The organism is Streptomyces sp. NPDC086519, from assembly GCF_040686075.1.
In the GTDB taxonomy this organism is placed as follows: Bacteria; Actinomycetota; Actinomycetes; order Streptomycetales; family Streptomycetaceae; genus Streptomyces; species Streptomyces shenzhenensis.
This window is the reverse complement of record NZ_JBFBJL010000117.1, coordinates 1-17,646: the sequence shown is the minus strand read 5'-3', so window position 1 is coordinate 17,646 and position 17,646 is coordinate 1. Positions and strand designations below refer to the sequence as shown.

The 17,646-nt window shown below is 72.5% G+C and carries 9 protein-coding genes; all 9 read left to right on the top strand.

Annotated elements, in window-relative coordinates:
• The coding region (locus tag AB0P24_RS46370) for an amino acid adenylation domain-containing protein (RefSeq protein ID WP_365805269.1) at positions 1–9,177 on the top strand (9,177 nt) is incomplete at its 5' end.
• 7 nt (positions 9,178–9,184) lie between these two features.
• Positions 9,185–10,450, top strand: a complete 1,266-nt coding sequence (locus tag AB0P24_RS46365) for a cytochrome P450 (RefSeq protein WP_365805267.1) — start codon at positions 9,185–9,187, stop codon at positions 10,448–10,450.
• 71 nt (positions 10,451–10,521) lie between these two features.
• Positions 10,522–10,752 (top strand): ferredoxin, encoded by a 231-nt coding sequence (locus AB0P24_RS46360; RefSeq protein WP_365805265.1) that lies wholly within the window; start codon positions 10,522–10,524, stop codon positions 10,750–10,752.
• 266 nt (positions 10,753–11,018) lie between these two features.
• On the top strand, positions 11,019–11,432 hold the full coding sequence (locus tag AB0P24_RS46355) for a hypothetical protein (protein WP_365805263.1): 414 nt from the start codon (positions 11,019–11,021) through the stop codon (positions 11,430–11,432).
• Complete coding sequence (locus AB0P24_RS46350; protein WP_365805261.1) at positions 11,429–12,763, top strand: peptidoglycan-binding protein; 1,335 nt, start codon at positions 11,429–11,431, stop codon at positions 12,761–12,763. Before AB0P24_RS46355 ends, AB0P24_RS46350 begins: the two co-directional genes overlap by 4 nt.
• Complete coding sequence (locus tag AB0P24_RS46345) at positions 12,760–13,482, top strand: ABC transporter ATP-binding protein (RefSeq protein ID WP_365687963.1); 723 nt, start codon at positions 12,760–12,762, stop codon at positions 13,480–13,482. The genes AB0P24_RS46350 and AB0P24_RS46345 overlap by 4 nt, the downstream gene beginning before the upstream one ends.
• Positions 13,479–14,738, top strand: a complete 1,260-nt coding sequence (locus AB0P24_RS46340; protein WP_365805259.1) for an ABC transporter permease — start codon at positions 13,479–13,481, stop codon at positions 14,736–14,738. The genes AB0P24_RS46345 and AB0P24_RS46340 overlap by 4 nt, the downstream gene beginning before the upstream one ends.
• Positions 14,739–15,087: 349 nt before the next feature.
• Positions 15,088–15,312: an MbtH family protein gene (locus tag AB0P24_RS46335; protein WP_308402095.1), complete on the top strand. Its 225-nt coding sequence runs from the start codon at positions 15,088–15,090 to the stop codon at positions 15,310–15,312.
• A 46-nt stretch (positions 15,313–15,358) separates the two neighbouring features.
• Positions 15,359–17,521 (top strand): ABC transporter ATP-binding protein, encoded by a 2,163-nt coding sequence (locus AB0P24_RS46330; protein WP_365805257.1) that lies wholly within the window; start codon positions 15,359–15,361, stop codon positions 17,519–17,521.
• Positions 17,522–17,646: the final 125 nt, after the last annotated feature.

Genomic DNA, 17,646 nt, shown 5'->3' with positions numbered 1-17,646 from the left:
GATGCGGTCACGCACGGGCGGTTGGTGGAGTTGGCTGCGCAGGGCGGGGCGACGATGTTCATGGTCGTGCATGCCGCGCTGGCGGTGCTGCTCGCGCGGATGGGTGCGGGGGAGGATGTGTGCGTCGGTACGCCGGTCGCCGGCCGGTCCGACGCGCAGCTGGAGGAACTCGCCGGGTTCTTCGTGAACACCCTCGTCCTGCGCTCCGACGCCTCCGGTGACCCCACCTTCCGTGAGGTGCTGCGGCGGGTGCGCGAAACCGACCTGGCCGCGTATGCGAACCAGGACGTGCCGTTCGAACGGCTGGTCGATGAGCTCGGCGTGGCGCGCTCCGCCGTCCGCAATCCGCTGTTCCAGGTGATGCTGGCGCTCCAGAACGTGCCCCAGGCGCACTGGGACCTCGAAGGCCTGACGGTCGAAGAGGTTCCGCCCGCGTCCGACCCGGCCGCGCGATTCGACCTGTCGGTGGCGATGAGCGAGTTCCGTACCGCCGACGGCGACCCGGACGGGCTGCGTGGCGGGATTCTCTTCGCTGCGGATCTGTTCGACGAGGGGACCGTCCGTCGGCTGGCGGCGCGGTTGGCGCGGGTGCTGGAGCAGGTCGCGGCCGATCCGGAGTTGCGGGTGGGTGCTGTCGAGGTCCTGGACGAGGCTGAGCGGAGTGCGATCGTGGGCGAGTGGAATGCCACGGCTGGCGATGCGGATGTCACCACCGTCGTGGAGCGGTTCCGTGAATGGGCTGTGCTGACGCCTGCGGCGGTGGCGCTGCGTTCGGGTGGGCGTTCGTTGACCTATGCGGAGGTGGATGCGCGTTCGGATGCGTGGGCGCGTGGGCTGGTGGCGCGCGGGGTGGACCGCGAATCGCGGGTGGGTCTGTGCCTGCCGCGCGGGGTCGAGATCGTGGTGGCGATCCTGGCGGTGTGGAAGGCCGGCGGGGCATACGTGCCACTCGACCCGGAGTACCCCACTGACCGGCTGGCGTACATGGTCCACGACAGCACGGCGGAGTTCGTGCTGGTCTCGGACGAGACGGCCGACCGGTTGCCGGACGGCGTCGCCGTCGTCCGTGTCGACGAACTGGACCGCGCATCGGGCGAGTTGCCGGAGATCGCGGCCGGTCAGCTGGCTTACGTGATCTATACGTCGGGTTCGACGGGGCGTCCCAAGGGTGTGGCGGTCGGACATGCCTCGGTGGCGAACCTGGCCACCGCCATGCGCTCTGTCCTGGGGGTCGAGCCGGGCGTGACGGCACTGCAGTTCGCCTCCTTCAGCTTCGACGCCTCCGTGCTGGACGTGGCCGTGACCCTGGTCGCCGGCGGCACGCTGGCCATCGCCTCGTCCGACGAGCGTCTCGACCCGGTGGCGCTGGCCGCGATGGTGGAGAGCAGCGGCGTCGAGGTCGCGAGTGTCGTTCCGTCGCTGCTCGGTGTGCTGGAGCCGGGGGACGTCGCCGGAATCGGCAACTGGGTGCTGGGCGCCGAACGGTTGGAGTCCGGTCTGGCGGCCAAGTGGCGGGCACGGTCCCGCGTCTGGAACACCTACGGGCCGACCGAGGCCACGGTCATCACCACGGCGATGCTGCTGCCCAAGGGCATCACCGCCGAGGATGCGCCGCCGCCCATCGGCCGGCCCCTGGAGAATGTCCGTACCCATGTCCTGGACGCGTATCTGCGGCCGGTGCCCGTGGGGGTGGCCGGTGAGCTGTACATCGCCGGAGACGGTCTGGCGCGGGGCTACATCGGCCGCCCCGATCTGACGGCGGAGCGGTTCGTGGCCTGCCCCTTCGGCGACGGTGACGGTGACGGCGACGGCGGCGGGCGGATGTACCGCACCGGCGACCTGGCCCGCTGGATGCCGGACGGGCGGCTGGAGTTCGTCGGACGCGCCGACGAGCAGGTGAAGATCCGGGGCTTCCGGGTCGAACTCGGCGAGGTCGAGGCGGTGTTGGCCGCCCACCCGGACGTGAAGACAGCCGTGGCGATCGTGCGCGACCAGCGACTGATCGGTTACGTGCTGCCCGCCACCGGGCGGGATCCGCAGGCCGACCCGGTACGCGAGTTCGCCGCCACCCGGCTGCCGGACTACATGGTCCCGTCCGCCATCGTGCTGCTCGACGCGCTCCCGCTGACGGTGAACGGCAAGATCGACCGTGCCGCTCTGCCCGAGCCCGAGCGTGCGGCGGACGGCGACCGTGCACCGTCGACCCCGGCCGAGGAGGCACTGCGCAGCCTGTTCGCCGAGGTCCTGGACGTGGAAGCCGACCATGTCGGCGTGGAGCGGAGCTTCTTCGAACTGGGCGGCGACTCACTGAAGGTGATGCGGCTGATCGCGCGGATCCGGTCGGTGCTGGAGGTCTCCGTCGGCGTCCGTGAGGTGTTCGCGGAGCCGACGGTGGCCGGAGTGGCGCGGCTGGTGGAGACGGCCGGGGTGTCGGGGGGCGTGGTGCTGGCCCGTCGGGAGCGTCCGGAGCGGGTGCCCCTGTCGTACGCCCAGCAGCGGATGTGGTTCCTCAACCGGTTCGAGGAGAGCGAGCCCGACGGCGCGGGCGCCGCGGCCTACAACCTTCCCTTCGCCCTGCGTCTGTCCGGCAGCGTCGACATCGACGCACTTGAGTCCGCACTCGGGGACATCGCTGACCGGCACGAGAGTCTGCGGACGGTGTTCCCGGATGTGGAGGGGGTGCCGTATCAGGAGATCCGTGAGGGCGTCGACGGCCGTCCCCGGCTCCAGACGGTCGCGGCCGGCGAACGCTGGCGCGAAGTCATGCAGGACGAGATCGGACGGGGCTTCGACGTCCGGGTCGACCTGCCGTGGCGAACCGTTCTGCTGAAGGTTGCGCAGGAGGAGTGGGTCCTGCTGCTGGTGGCCCACCACATCGCCTCGGACGGCTGGACCATGGGCGTCCTGGCGAACGACCTCCAGGTCGCCTACGGTGCGCGGCTTTCCGGGCAGGCCCCGGGGTGGGAGCCGCTGCCGGTTCAGTACGCGGATTACGCGTTGTGGCAGCGGGAGGTGCTGGGCGAGCTGGACGACCCGGAGAGTGCCGGTGCCGGGCAGGTTGAGTTCTGGCGGGAAGCGCTGGAGGGAGTGCCGCAGGAGACGGTGTTGCCGTTTGACCGTCCGCGTCCGGCGGTGCCGTCGTTCCGCAGCGGTACGGTCCCCCTAGGGGTGGACGCGGCTACGCACGGGCGGTTGGTGGAGCTGGCCGCGCAGGGCGGGGCGACGATGTTCATGGTCGTGCACGCCGCGCTGGCGGTACTGCTCGCCCGGATCGGTGCCGGTGAGGACGTGTGCATCGGCACCCCGGTCGCGGGCCGGTCGGACCTGCAACTGGAGTCACTCGCCGGGTTCTTCGTCAACACCCTCGCCCTGCGCTCCGACACCTCCGGCAACCCCACCTTCCAGGACCTGCTCGCCCGGATCCGTGAGTCGGATCTGGCTGCGTATGCGAACCAGGATGTGCCGTTCGAGCGGCTCGTGGACGAGCTGAACCCGACCCGCTCCGCCGCCCGTAATCCGCTGTTCCAGGTGATGCTGGCGCTCCAGAACGTGCCGGAAGCCCAGTGGGAGTTGGAGGGGCTGGCGGTCGAACAGATCCCGCCGGCGGAGGACCCCGCAGCCCGGTTCGATCTCTCCCTTTCGCTGGGCGAGCGGTGGTCTGACGGAGGTGCCCCGGCCGGTCTGGGCGGCGGGATTCTCTACTCCGCCGATCTGTTCGACGAGGGGACGGTCCGTCGGCTGGCGGGGCGGTTGGCGCGGGTGTTGGAGCGGGTGGCGGCGGATCCCCGGGTGCGGTTGGGCGATCTCGATGTGCTCGATGCGGCTGAGTGGATTGCGGTGGTGGAGGAGTGGAACGCGACGGGCGTGGACGTCGAGCCGTGGACTGTGGTGGAGCGGTTCCGACGGTGGGCGGCTGAGTCTCCGGACGCGGTGGCGTTGCGCTCGGGTGGGCGTTCGTTGACCTATGCGGAGGTGGATGCGCGTTCGGATGCGTGGGCGCGTGGGCTAGTGGCGCGTGGGGTGAGGCGGGAGTCGCGGGTGGGTCTGTGCCTGCCGCGCGGCACTGACATGGTGGTGGCGATCCTGGCGGTGTGGAAGGCCGGCGGGGCATACGTGCCACTCGACCCGGAGTACCCCACTGACCGGCTGGCGTACATGGTCGCCGACAGCGCGGCGCAATTCGTCCTGATCTCTGACGACACCGTCGGCAGGCTGCCGGAGGATGCCGCCACTGTCCGTCTCGACGAACTGGAAGCCGTATCGGGCGAGTTGCCGGAGATCGCGGCCGGTCAGCTGGCCTATGTGATCTATACGTCGGGTTCGACGGGCCGTCCGAAGGGTGTGGCGGTCGCGCATGCGTCGGTGGCGAACCTGGCCACCGCCATGCGCCCCGTCCTCGGCGTCGAACCAGGCGTTACGGCAATGCAGTTCGCCTCCTTCAGCTTCGACGCCGCCGTCCTGGACGTGGCCGTGACGCTGGCCGCCGGTGGCACGCTGGCCATCGCCTCGTCCGATGAGCGGCTGGATTCTTCCGCGTTGGCCGCGATGGTGGAGACCAGCGGCGTTCAGGTCGCCAGTGTCGTCCCCTCGCTTCTTGGAGTGCTGGAGCCGGGGGATGTTGCCGGTATCGGCAACTGGGTGCTGGGTGCGGAGCGGCTGGAGTCCGGTCTGGCGGCCAAGTGGCGGGCGGGTGCGCGGGTGTGGAACACCTACGGTCCGACTGAGGCCACGGTCATCACCACCGCGGTTCTCCTGGAGGAGGGCATCACTGCTGAGGATGCCGCGCCGGCGATCGGTCGTCCGCTGCCCAATGTCCGTACCTACGTCCTGGATGCCTACCTTCGGCCGGTCCCCGCAGGTGTCACGGGTGAGTTGTATGTCGCGGGGGATGGTCTGGCCCGGGGTTACGTGAACCGGCCGGATCTGACGGCGGAGCGGTTCGTCGCCTGCCCCTTCGGCGACGGCGATGGCGGCGACGACGGTGACGGCGGGGGGCGGATGTACCGCACCGGCGACCTCGCCCGCTGGACGACCGACGGGCGGCTGGAGTTCGTGGGCCGGGCCGACGAGCAGGTGAAGATCCGCGGGTTCCGGGTCGAACTCGGCGAGGTCGAAGCCGTCCTCGCCGCGCACCCGGGGGTGCGGACGGCCGTGGCCATGGTCCGCGAGGACCGGCCGGGCAACCCGCGCCTCGTCGGCTACGTCCTTCCGGCCGGCTTCGACGAGCAGGGCCCCGGGGCCGAGGTGGAGGCCGGCGGTGTGCGCGAGTTCGCGGCGACCCGGCTGCCGGACTACATGGTCCCCTCCGCCGTCGTGGTCCTCGACGCCCTGCCCCTCACCGTCAACGGGAAGCTCGACCGGGCCGCCCTCCCGGTCCCCGACCCGGAGAGCGACGGCTCGGGTCTCCTGCCCCGGACCGAGACCGAGGCGATGCTGTGCGCCCTGTTCGCCACGGTGCTGGGCGTCGACCGGGTGGCCGCCGACGGCAACTTCTTCGACCTGGGCGGCAATTCGGCGCTCGCGATGCACCTCGCCGGCCGGGTCCGTACGGAGACCGGAGCCGAGCTGAACCTGAAACAGTTCTTCGGTGACCCCACGCCGATCGGCGCGGCGCGCATCCTGGGGACGAAGTCACGACCGTCGCTGGTCCCGGTGGAGCACGAGGGCGGTGAGGCGCCGGCGACGGCCGGACAGCGACTCTTGTGGCGGCGTGCCGCGGCCAACCCGCGCACGCGGGCCCTTCAGTCGTCGGTGGCCCTCCGGCTGCGCGGGGAACTCGACCGGGACGCGCTGCGGGCGGCCCTGGCGGACGTGGCCGCGCGCCACGACATCCTGCGGACGGTCTTCGCCGAGGCCCCGGACGGCGGACTGGTCCAGCGGATCCGCACCGTGGACGACCCGGCCGTCCTCGCGGGTCTCACCGAGCTCACGGCCGTCGCGGCGACGGAGGAGGAGCTTCCCGCACTGCTGGCCGCCGGCGCCGCACGCCGATTCGATCTCAGAAGCGAAACGCCCTGGGCGCCCGCCCTGTTCGCGCTCTCCGAGACCGAGCATGTCCTGCTTCTCGTACTGCACCGGATCGGTGGTGACGACGCGTCGAGGGATGCCCTCGTGCGGGACGTCTCCGTGGCCTACGGCGCGCGCCGCGAGGGGCGTGCCACGGAGCGTGCGGCCCTGCCGCTGCAGTTCGCCGACTACGCGGTGTGGGAGAGCCGGCTGCTCGCGGACGCGGACGCGGACGCGGAGGAGGAGACGGGGGCGGGGGCGAAGGAGAGCGTGGCCGGCGACCAGATCGCCTACTGGAGGGAGGTGCTGGCGGACGCGCCGTCCGCCACCACGCTCCCCGCGGACCGGCCGCGACCCGCGCGGCCGAGCCATCGGGCCGGCGCGGTGCCGTTGCAGGTGCCGGCCACGGTGCACGACCGCCTGATGGCGGCGGCCCGGCCGCTCGGCGCGACCTCGGTCGCCGTCGTGCACGCCGGGCTGGCGATGCTGCTCGCCCGGATGGGGGCCGGCACCGATCTGGTGCTCGGCGCCGTGGTGGCGCGGCCGGCTGTCGAAGGTGAACTCGAGGCCGCCATGGGGCCGTTCGCCGGATTGCTTCCGCTGCGTACGGACGTCTCGGGTGATCCGACGTTCCGGGAACTGCTCGGCCGGGTCCGGGAGACCAGCGAGGAGGCGGGGCGGTCCGGGGACGTGCCGTTCGCGCGGATCACGCAAGCCCTGGGGCTCGCGGACGAGGCACCCGGTGACCCGCATCCGCTGGTCCAGGTCGTCCTGGACGTACGGGACGACACCGCGGCCAAGTGGGACACACCGGCGGTCCCGGGGCTGGACGCCTCGCTCGTCGGCCTGGGCGCCCAGGCGTCCGGGTTCGATCTGACGGTCCGGCTGACCGACCGGCACCGGGACGACGGCGGTCCGGACGGCCTCGACGGCAGCCTGGACTACGCCGAGGAGCTGTTCGACCGGGCCACCGCGGTCGGCCTGGCGCGGCGGCTGGTGCGCCTGCTCGGGCAGGTGGCGGCCGACCCGGAGCTGAGGCTCAGCCAGATCGACATCCTGCTCGGTGATTCGGAGCTCCGGCGGCTGACCGAGGACTGGAACCGCGGCGCGGCCCGGGTCCCGGACGGCACCGTGCTTGCGGCGCTCGCCGAATCGGTGGCCCGCGACCCGCGTGCCGTGGCGGTCCAGGACGGGTACGGCCTCCTCAGCCGCCGCGCTCTGGACCGGGCGACGGCGTGGCTCGCCGCGCGGCTGGGGCGGCGGGGAGTGGGCGCGGGCGACACCGTGGTGGTGGCGGCTCGGCCCGGCACCGGCTGGGCGGTCGCCGTGCTCGGGGTGCTCCGGTCCGGTGCCGTATGCCTGATCGCCGAACCGGACGCGCCCGGAGGGCCGCTGGCGGCGGCCGCCGCGCTGGGCTGCGCCCACGTGGCCGCGCTCGTCGTGGCGGGCGGGATCGCGGCGGGCCGCGCCCCGGCGGGTGCGCCGGGGACGGGCTCCGGGCCCGACGCGGTGCCGGTGCTGCGGGTGGAGGACGCGATCCGGGCCGGGGGCAGGCGTCTGCGTCGTACCGTCGCCGTCCGGGACCCGCTGCCGTCCCACCCGGCCGTGGTGCTGCCCGTACAGACGCCCGACGGCACGCTCGTGGGCGAGCTGGTGGACCACCGGTCGCTGCTCGGCCGTGTGATCGACCGTCAGGCGGCCTCCCCGTCGGCGGAGTCGGCCGGCGACGCGGTCCTCCTGGCCGCGGACGCGCCCGTCACCGAGCTGCTCGTCGGACTGCTGGCCGCGCTGCGCGGGGGCCGTACCGTCATGCTGGAGGCGGCCACCGCGCCCACCCAGCTGTCCGCCACCGCCCCGGCTGCCGTGCATGCCACGACGTCTCTCGCCGCGTCCTCCGCCACGTCCACCGCCGTACCCTTCGCCACGTCCGCCGCCACGTCCGCCGCCGCGTCCGCCATCCCGTCCGCCGCCGCGTCCGCCGCCGTGGCCGCGGGTGGGCGACCGGACCGTGAGCCCGTGTCGGACGGTGTCCGGCTGCCCCGTACCGCCCGCGCCTACGTGCTCGACGAGTGGCTTCGTCCGGTGCCGGTCGGAGTGGCGGGCGACCTGTATGTGGCCGGGCCGTCGCTGGCCCGCGCCTACCTCGGCGCGCCGGCCCGCACCGCGGGCAGCCTCGTCCCCGCCCCCTTCGGGCCCGGTGGTGACCTGATGCTGCGCACCGGTCGGCGTGCCGCGTGGACCTCGGACGGGCTGGTACAGCCGCGCGCCGCGGAGACCGGCGCCGGTCTGGCGGCGCCGCGGCGTCCCGGACGCCGGCGCGACGACCTGGACGCGCTGCTGCCGCTGCAGAGCGGGGGCTCCCGACCGCCGCTGTTCTGCCTGCACCACAGCACGGGCCTGGCCTGGTCCTACGCCGCGCTCCTCCGGCATCTGCCCGAGGACCTGCCGGTCTACGGCCTGCAGACGCCCGGTTTCACCGACCGCAGGGCGATGCCGGGCAGCGTGGACGAGCTGGTGGCCGACTACGTCGCCCGGATCCGCACGGTGCAGCCCGAGGGGCCGTACCAGCTCCTCGGCTGGTCCTTCGGCGCGGTACTGGCCCAGGCCATCGCGACGGAGCTGGAGGCGCAGGGCGAGCAGGTCGCGCTGCTGGCACTGCTGGACGGATTCCCGGGCGGGCACCACAGGGAGGACGACACCGGTCCGCAGGGCGACGGCGACCCGGCGGACGGCACGCTGGTCCGCATCGACGGCGGGGCGGACCAGGAGGGGCGGGCGCTGCTCGACGGTCCGGGAGCGTTGAACCCGCCGGCCGACTCGTTCTCGCTCAACATGGAGGAGACGAGGCAGCACATGATCCGGCTGGCGCAGGAGCACACGCCCCGGCGCTTCGGCGGCGGTGCGCTGCTGTTCCTGGCCACCGAGGGCGGTCTGGCGCACATGTCGCTCGCGGCGGCGCGCACGACCTGGGAGCGGTACATCGACGACCGCATCGAAGCGTTCGAGATCGCCGCCGACCACGTGGGGATGCTGCGGGGCGAGCACGCCGCGGTTATCGGACGGACGGTCGCGGAACGACTCGTGACCCCTGAGCCCGAGCCCGCCGACGGCGCGCCCCGTCCCGCCCCCGATCAGCCCGTGTCCGACGACAAGCCCGTCCCAGAGAGGTAGAACGCGCATGACGCAGTCGTTCGAGATTCCGATCGACAAGCGCCGGAACGTGCTGGACCCGGTGCCGGAGCTCCGGGAGATCAGCGCGCGGACGCCGCTGTTCAGGCCGCCAGGCGGGATGCCCCACTGGATCGTGACCGACCGCGAGCTGGTACGGCAGATCCTCGCCGACGACGAACGGTTCTCCAGCATGCCGCCGCCGGAGCAGGACGGCCGTAAACCCGATCCGCATCCGGGGAGCCTGCTGCAGACCGACGGGGCGGTGCACGCCCGGCTGCGGCGGCTGGTGGCACCGATGTTCACGGTGCGGCAGATGAAGACGCTGGAGCCGATGATGGTGCGGATCGTGGCCGAGCGCCTGGACGTGCTGGAGCGGGCCGGCCAACCCGCCGACCTGATGCGGCACTTCGCCCGGCCTGTCTCCGGTCTGATCCTCGCCGAGATCCTCGGACTGCCCCGTGACGACCTGTCCGAGCTGTCCCGGCTCGGCGACCACCGCGCCTCCGGGCACAGCCCCCGCCGGCACTCGGCGACCTCGGAGTACGTCGGGCACTTCCGGAAGCTGGTCGCCGCGGAGCGCCGGAATCCGGGCGAAGGGCTGGCCGGGGCGCTGATCCGGGAGCACGGGGACGCGGTGTCGGACGAGGAGATCGCCGGCATCTGCGAGAGCATCGCCAACGGTTCGATCGAGAACACCGCGGAGACGATCGCCCTGGGCACCCTGGCGCTGCTGTGCCATCCCGAGCAGATGACCCTGCTGCGGGAACGGCCCGAGCTGATGGACCGGGCGGTGGAGGAACTGCTGCGGTACGTCTCGGTGGTGGCCGCCGTCTCACCGCGCACGGCGCTGGTGGACGTGGCGATCGGCGGCGAGGTGATCAAGGCCGGTGAGGTGGTGTCGTGCTCGGTGTTCGCCGCGAACCGCTGCCCATACGGCGACGGCCATGGCCACGGCAACGGCGACGGCCACGGCGACGGCCACGGCAACGGCGACGGCAACGGCGACGGCGACAGTGGCAGTGGCGGTGACGGCTCTGCCGACGGCTCCGCCGGCGGACTGGACATCGCCCGCGAGCCCGCCAACCACCTGGCCCTGGGGTACGGCGTCCACTTCTGCCTGGGCGCGGCGCTGGCCCGGCTGCAGATGCGCGTCGCCTTCACGGGGCTGCTGGAGCGCTTCCCGAACCTGCGGCTCGGCGCCGGGGTGGAGGAGCTCCGGTTCCGGGTGCTGGCGCCGCAGTTCGGCGTCGAGACGCTGCCGGTCCTCTGGTGAGACCGACGGAGGAACCGGCTGACGGACCGGCACAGGGATCCGCGCGGAGCACGGCGCGGGTAGGGATCCGCGTGGACCGCGACCTCTGCGTCGGCTCGGGAGCCTGCGCGTTGTTCGAGCCGGCGTTCTTCGACCAGTCGGAGGAGGACGGCCTGGTGCTGCCACGCGTCCGTGAGGCGGGGCCGGAGGCGCTGTCGGCGCTGCGTGCGGCCGCGTCCCGCTGCCCGGCCCGGGCCATCTCCGTGGTGTCTCTCGACGGGCACGACGGGCTGGGCGGCGGCGCGAGGGACCGGACGGACTGAGCGGTCGCAGGGGACGCCCGTTGCAACCCCGGTGTGACCGGGCCCCCCGTAGAACTGCTGGTATGCCGAATTACCATCAGAAGCGCATGGCCCGGCCCCTCCTGCTGGCCCTGTCCGTGGTGGCAGCCGGAGCGCTAGTCGCAGGCTGTTCCGACTCGGGCTCCAGCGACGCGTCCACCCCGGTCGGCGACTCGGATCCCTCTTCATCGAGTTCCTCGGGTTCATCGGGTTCATCGGGTTCGTCGGACAGTTCGAGCAGCGCCGGTGTGGCGTACGCGAAGTGCATGCGGGAGCACGGCGTCTCGAACTTCCCCGACCCGACGCAGGACAGCGGGGGCGGTGTCAAGCTGGTCATCCCGCAGGGTGTCGACCAGAATTCGCCGACGTTCAAGTCGGCCCAGTCGGCCTGCCAGAGCCTGCTGTACCAGGGCGACACCGGTGACGCCGCCGGCAGCCGCGCCTTCGACGCCACGAAGGTCGCGGCGTGGGCGAAGTGCATCCGTGAGCACGGCGTGCCCAACTTCCAGGACCCCCAGGTCAACGGGAACACCATCATCATCGATGCCAACGCGGCCGGCCTGTCCGGGCGGGACGATCCCAAGTTCTCCAAGGCCGCGGAGGCGTGCTACAGCATCCGGCCCGGCGGCACGCTCGCCTTCATGGGAGGGCCGCAGCAGTGACGAGCCAGGAAGAGGGCACCGTCGAGCGGGTGTCCGCCCGGGAGGCGGCGGACGCCGGGGGAGGGGAGCTGGAACCCCGGGCCGAGACCCTCCCCTCCTTCGACGGGAGCGGTGGCGGTGGCGCGGTGGAGCCGGCGGCAGAGTCGGCCCCGCGCGGACGGCGCCGCGGTATGCGTATCGCGCTGATCGCCGCGTGCGCCGTGGTGATCGCCGCGGCCGCGGTCGGCGCCGCCTCGGGCGCGTTCGGCGGCGGGGGCGGACAGGCCGACGCCTCGGCGCCGACCGGACCGCCGGCCACGGCGAAGGTACAGCGGACGACGCTGACCAGCTCCCAGACCATGGACGGGCAGCTCGGGTACGGCGACACCTCGGCCGTGCAGGCCCCGTCCTCCTCCGGAGCCTCCGGCTCGTCCCAGTCGGGGCAGTCGGCGCAGGGCGGCGGCTCGGCGTCCGCCGCCGGGATCGTCACCTGGATGCCCTCGGACGGCGACACCATCACCCGCGGGAAGCCGGTCTACAAGGTCAACCAGCAGTCGGTGCCGCTCCTTTACGGCTCGGTGCCGCTGTACCGGACACTGAGTCCGGGCAGCAGCGGCAGCGACGTCAAGATGCTGGAGCAGAACCTCCGGGCCCTCGGTTACAAGGGCTTCACGGTGGACAGCACCTACGACTCGGACACCGCCGCCGCCGTCGAGAAGTGGCAGGACGACCTCGGCCGTTCGCAGACGGGCGAGGTGAAGGTGGGCGACGCGGTGGTGGCCTCCGGCGCGCGCCGGGTCGCCAAGGCGGGGCTCGCCATCGGCGACACCCTGGCCGGGAACGTGCTCACCTGGACGGGCACCGACCGGGTCATCTCCGTGGACCTGCCCGTGCAGTACGCGGACCTGGCGAAGAAGGGCGGGGAGTCCACGGTCACGCTCCCCGACAACTCCACGGTGACCGCGGTGGTGACGGACATCGGTACGCCGACCTCGTCGGGGAACGCCTCCGGTTCGGGCTCCTCGGACTCCGGGGGTTCGTCGGGCTCCGCGGGCTCGGGTTCCTCCAACGCCACCCTCCCGGTCGAGCTGAAGGTCGAGGACACCAAGAAGCTCGGCTCCTACCAGGCCGCCTCCGTCAGCGTCGAGTTCGCCTCCGGGGTGCGCTCGAACGTGCTGGCGGTGCCGATCAGCGCCCTGTACGCGCTGCCGCACGGGGGCTACGCGGTCGAGGTGGTGACCGGGACGAAGACGGAGTACCGCAAGGTGACGCTCGGGATGTTCGGCAACGGCATGGTCGAGGTCTCCGGCACCGGGATCACCGCGGGCACGGTCGTGGGGGTTCCCAAGTGACCTTCGCAGCCCACCCGGTGATCGAGCTGGCCGGGGTCAGCAAGTTGTACGGGGACGTGGCCGCGCTCGTCGAGGCGGACCTGGTGGTCCACCGCGGCGAGATGCTCGCGGTCGTCGGCCCGTCCGGCTCCGGCAAGTCCACCATGCTCAACATCATGGGCACGCTGGACCTGCCCTCCTCGGGGACGGTGGCGATCGCCGGCCACGCGGTGGACTCCCTCAACGACCGCGAGCTGTCGGCGCTGCGGGCCGGCACCATCGGTTTCGTCTTCCAGCAGTTCCACCTCGCGTCCGGGGTCTCCGCCCTTGACAGCGTCGCGGACGGTCTGCTCTACAGCGGACGGCCGCGCCGTGAGCGGCGCCGGGTCGCCGAGGCGGCGCTGCGCCGGGTGGGCCTGGGACACCGGCTCCTGCACGAGCCGCAGCAGCTGTCCGGCGGTGAGAAGCAGCGGGTGGCGATCGCCCGCGCGGTGGTCGGCGATCCGCCGCTGCTGCTGGCCGACGAGCCGACCGGCGCCCTCGACTCCCGTTCCGGGACGGTGGTGATGGAGCTGCTCCACGAACTGCACGAGGCCGGGACGACGGTGGTCGTCATCACCCACGACCGGGACATCGCGGCGTCCCTGCCGCGCGAGGTCAGGGTGCGCGACGGCCGTATCGAGCACGACGCGGGGTCGCCGGAGCCCCGGGCGCTGGTCCGGGCGGGGGTGGCGCGATGAGTACGACGCAGGCGTCGCCACCGGCCGAACGGGAGCGTCCGTGGGCCGAGTCGCCCCCGCCGCCGCGGCCCCGGGCAGCCCGGCTGAGCCTGTCCGACGTGGCCAGGGTGGGCGGCTGGGGACTGCGCTCGCGTCCCATGCGGGTCTTCCTCTCCGCGCTGGGCATCGCGATCGGCATCGCCGCGATGATCGGCGTGGTGGGCATCTCCACCTCGTCGACGAACGACCTGAACAAGAAGCTGTCCGCGCTCGGCACCAATCTGCTCACGGTCGCCCCGGGCACCACCATGAACGGCTCGAACGCCCATCTGTCCAAGGACGCCGTCGCGATGATCGCGAACCGGCCGGAGGTGATCTCGGCCTCCGCGACGGGCACCACGGACGTGAAGATCTACCGCAACGACCACATTCCGGCGGTGGAGTCCGGCGGCCTCACGGTCAGCGCGGCCCGGACCGACCTGCTCCGCTCCATCGGCGGTCAGATCGTGGACGGCCGCTGGCTCAACGGCGCCACCAGCCGCTTCCCGGCCGTGGTGCTGGGCTCGGAGACGGCGCGCAGCCTCGGGATCCACCAGGCCGGGCCGGAGGTGCAGGTGTGGCTCGGCAACCGCTGGTTCACCGTGGTGGGTCTGCTGGCGCACAACCAGCTGCTGCCGGCCCTTGACACGCAGGCGTTCGTGGGCTGGCAGGTGGCGGAGAAGGAACTGTCCTTCGACGGCTACCCGACGACGGTCTACACGCGGGCGAAGGACGCGGACGTCGAGAAGGTGCACGCGGTGCTGGGCCCGACGGTCTCCCCCGAGGACCCCAACGAGGTCAACGTCTCCCGTCCCTCCGACGCACTGGCCGCCAAGCAGGCCACGGACAGCGCGCTGAGCGGGCTGCTGGTGGGCCTGGGCGGGGTCGCGCTGCTGGTCGGCGGTGTCGGGGTGGCCAACACCATGGTCATCTCGGTGCTGGAGCGGCGTTCGGAGATCGGTCTGCGCCGCTCGCTCGGTGCCACCCGCGGCCAGATCAGGATCCAGTTCCTCGCCGAGGCGCTGCTGCTGTCCGGGCTGGGCGGCGTGGGCGGGGTGCTGCTGGGCATCGGGGTCACCGGCGGCTACGCCACCTACCAGGGCTGGGCCGTGCTGGTGCCGCTGTGGGCGATGGTCGGCGGCCTGGCCGCCACCCTCGTCATCGGGGGCCTGGCCGGCTTCTACCCCGCGGTCCGGGCGGCCCGGCTGCCCCCGACGGAGGCCCTCGCGACCAACTGACCGACACCGTCCAGGGATTGACATCCGGGACCGCGGTGCCCCCGCCGTACGAACGCACACGCCCCCGCCGGCGGGGGCGCCGCACCCAGGCCCGCCCGGTGTCCAAGTGCTCGGGCCGGTCGGTTGGACGACCCTGTCGCGACGGGTGTCCGACACGTGAGACTGTTGACCCGACTGCGCACATCCCGGCGCGAAGCAATACCCAGAGCAATGCCAAGAGTAATAATCAAAACAATACCCATAACCATGGATTGCCCCTGGAATTGGTCAGCCTTGTTCGCCCCGTAAGGGGCGGCTAAGGTTTTCCCATCCATCTTCCTTCCATCGAGGAACGCAATCCGTGGGGGCGATCATGAACCCGTTCGACGATGAAAACGGGACCTTTCTGGTGCTTGTGAACAGGGAGAACCAGCATTCGCTGTGGCCTTCGTTCGCGGAAATCCCGAATGGCTGGCGGCTCGTTTTCGGGGAGGCCACGCGCAAGGAATGCCTCGCCTATGTGGAGGAGAACTGGACGGATCTCCGTCCGCAGAGCCTCATCGACGCGATGAGGGAGCCCGAGGCGGCCCGCTGATGGCCGGCCCCACCGCAGCGACACGACCCAGGGAGTACCTGTGGCCATGATGGGCGGACCCGGCCCGGTCATCATCCGATCCGACGGGCCGGATTCCTCGAACGACAGCCAGCGGGCGAAGCCCGGCACGCTGAAAAGGATCATCCCGTACACCCGCGGGCACCGCCGCTCCATCGGCATTCTCGTGGTCTGCACCACGCTGAACGCCGCCTGCGCGGTCGCCCCGCCCCTGCTGCTCAAGTACCTGATCGACAACGGCATCACGGCCGGGGACACCGGGACCGTGGTCGGACTCGCGGTCGCGGTGGCGGCCGTAGCCCTGCTCGCCGTCCTCGTGGGATTCGGCGAGACCTGGTTCTCCGCCAAGGTCAGCGAGGGCCTCGTCTACGACCTGCGGGTGAAGGTCTTCGACCATGTGCAGCGCCAGTCGCTCGCCTTCTTCACCCGCGCCCAGACCGGTGCCCTGGTGAGCCGCCTCAACACCGACGTGGTCGGCGCCCAGCAGGCGGTCACCCAGATGCTCTCCACCGTGGTGTCCGCCGGACTGACCGTGGTCTTCGTGCTGGCCACGATGTTCTACCTGTCCTGGACGATCACCCTGATCTCGCTGGCACTCGTCCCGTTCTTCATCCTCCCCGGCCGCCTCATCGGCCGCCGCCTACAGGGCCTGGCCCGTCGGCACATGAACGTCAACGCCGAGATGGGCTCGCTCATGCACGAGCGGTTCAACGTCGCCGGCGCCCTCCTCGCCAAGCTCTACAGCCGCCCGGACCGGGAGACCGTCGGCTACGCGCGGCTCGCCGCCCGCGGCCGTGACATCGGCGTCCGCAACTCGGTCGCCATGAAGACGCTCTTCCTGGCGACCATGTTCATCGGCTCGATCGCCACCGCCGTGGTCTACGGCGTCGGCGGTGTGCTCTCGGTGCACGGCGCCTTCCGGATCGGCACCCTGGTGGCCCTCACCACGTTGCTCACCCGGCTCATGGCCCCGGTCGGCCAGCTGGCCAACGCCCAGGCCGACGCCATGACCGCGCTCGTCAGCTTCGACCGGCTCTTCGAGGTCCTCGACCTGCGGCCGCTGGTCACCGAGAAGCCCGACGCGGTGGCACTGCCCGCCGGCGCGGCCCGCGACACCGCCCCCGCCGTCGAGTTCCGCGGAGTGTCGTTCCGCCACCCCCGGCCCGCCGACGTCTCCCTCGCCTCTCTGGAGGCCTTCGCCACGCCGACACCCGAGCGCGACGGCGACACCTGGGCGCTGCGCGATCTCAGCTTCACCGTGCCGGCCGGCAAACTCACCGCGCTGGTCGGCCCGTCCGGAGGCGGCAAGACCACCACCACCCACCTGGTGCCCCGGCTGTACGACCCGGAGGAGGGCACCGTCCTCATCGACGGGCGCGATGTGCGCGACCTGACGCTCCAGTCGCTCAGCGACACGGTCGGCATGGTCACCCAGGACGGGCACCTGCTGCACACCACCATCCGGGAGAACCTGCTCTACGCCCGCCCGGACGCCACAGAGGAGGACCTGGTCGCGGCCTGCCGGGCCGCACAGATCTGGAAGCTGGTCGCCTCCCTGCCCGACGGGCTGGACACCATGGTCGGCGACCGCGGCTACCGGCTCTCCGGCGGCGAGAAGCAGCGCATCGCCATGGCGCGGCTGCTGCTCAAGGCCCCGCCCGTGGTCGTGCTCGACGAGGCGACCGCGCACCTCGACTCCGAGTCCGAGGCCGCCCTCCAGCAGGCCCTCAAGACCGCGCTCGCCGGCCGGACCTCGCTGGTGATCGCGCACCGGCTGTCGACCATCCGGGACGCCGACCAGATCATCGTCCTGGACCAGGGGCGCATCGTGGAGCGCGGCACCCACGACGAACTGCTGGCACTCGGCGGGCTCTACGCCGAGCTGCACCGTACCCAGTTCGCCGGCCGCGCCCTCGCCGCCGAGGCCGAGGACGACCCGGAGGGCCTGCCGGCGCAGCGGGTCCCGGAACCGGTGGGCTCCGGCCCCCGGCAGGTCGGCTTCGGTCCCGGACCCGGCGGCCCGGGGATGCCCGAACCGGGGATGGCCGGGCCGGGTCCCCGACCGGTTTTCTTCGGTCCCGGCGGACCCGACGGACCGGGCGGACCAGGAGGACCAGGAGGACCCGGCGGCCCGGGGGGACCGGGAGGTCCCGGCGGTCCCGGCGGGCCGGGAGGCCCTCGACCGCGCTGAACCCGTCCCCCGGAAGCGGGGGGGGGGGGGGGGCGGGCGGGGGGGGGGGGCCCCCCCGGGGCGCCCCCGGCACCCCCCCCCCCCCCCACCCGCCCCCCGGGGGGGGGGGGGGTGGGCGCGCGGGT